Annotated in this window: 1 pseudogene; it reads right to left on the reverse strand. The window is 66.0% G+C overall.

Annotated elements, in window-relative coordinates:
- Nucleotides 1-106: 106 nt before the first annotated feature.
- Nucleotides 107-486, reverse strand: a pseudogene (locus IEZ12_RS39115) (immune inhibitor A); the annotation flags it as partial.

Here is a 486-nt window from a genome sequence, read left to right on the forward strand (position 1 = left end):
CACCGATCAGCGCAGATGCAACGGCGCTACACGTTCCGGTGACGACGAAACCGACATCACGTCACTTACCGCCCTCTAAGACTGGCCGATCGGGCGGGACGCCGGGTCAGCCGACGGAGACGTCGTCGAGCAGGAAGGTGGTCGCCAGGTAGGCGTCCTCCTGGCCGACGAACTGGAGGTTGACGGTCTGGCCGCGATAGGCGCTGAGGTCCACCGTCTTCTGGACGTAGCCGGCGCTGGCGTTGGCGTTGGAGTAGGTCGCCACGGTGGCGCCGTTGACGGTGACCTTCAGGGTGTCGTACGCGGTGGTGCCGGTCTCCGAGGTGGTGACCTTCAGCCAGAAGGTGAGCTTGGGGCTGCCGGCGGCGGGCACCGCGATGTTGTTCTGGGCGAGCGTCTCGGTGTTGGCGGAGCCGTAGCCCATCATCCACGCGTACCAGGAACCGCCGTGCGGGGTCTGCTGGTTGGAGTTGGTGATGTCGTTGG

This window comes from Kitasatospora griseola (assembly GCF_014648555.1).
GTDB classification, from domain to species: domain Bacteria; phylum Actinomycetota; class Actinomycetes; order Streptomycetales; family Streptomycetaceae; genus Kitasatospora; species Kitasatospora griseola.